The organism is Peptoniphilus sp. HMSC062D09 (genome assembly GCF_001811425.1).
Classification (GTDB): domain Bacteria; phylum Bacillota; class Clostridia; order Tissierellales; family Peptoniphilaceae; genus Peptoniphilus_A.
This window is the reverse complement of sequence record NZ_KV804732.1, coordinates 1-613: the sequence shown is the minus strand read 5'-3', so window position 1 is coordinate 613 and position 613 is coordinate 1. Positions and strand designations below refer to the sequence as shown.

Below are 613 nucleotides of genomic sequence, written 5' to 3'. Positions count from 1 at the left end.
ACTGACCCAACAAATCCAACTGACCCAACAGATCCAACAGATCCAACAGATCCAGATACACCAGGAGAAACACCTGACAATCCAAAGCCAGATAATCCAAATCCAGGAACTCCTGAAAAACCAGTTGAGCCAAATAAGCCAGGTGATTCTGAAAAACCAGTTGAGACAAATAAGCCAGCTGAATCTGAAAAGGTAACTGAAGAAAAAATTCCTGAAGGAAAGACTCCAGAAGGAAAGACTCCTGAGGACAAAAAGTTTGAAGGGGAAAATAAAATTTCTGATTCTGAAAAATCTGAAGAAGTAAAGAAAACTGAAGATGCAGAAAAGTCTCAAGACCAAAAGAAAATCTTAAGCCAAGCAAAAGCTAAAGAAGATAAAGTAATATCAAAGGCACAAGCTAAAAATGATGACAGAGCTCCTAAGACAGCAGACGCTGGACTAATTGCTGAGACTGCATCAGCAGGCCTTGCATCAGGTCTATTGCTTCTACTTGGAAGATTCAAGAAAAAGGAAAAGGAAGAAGAAAACAAAAAAACAAATAAGTAAAATTATTTTAATAAAAGCTGCCAAGGGGCGGCTTTTATTTTTTTGTACGCTTTAGCATGAATAAACC

General features: G+C 37.8%; 1 pseudogene. It reads left to right on the top strand.

The features are described from left to right. Nucleotides 1-546 (top strand): annotated as a pseudogene (locus HMPREF2801_RS09340) (hypothetical protein); the annotation flags it as partial. Nucleotides 547-613: the final 67 nt, after the last annotated feature.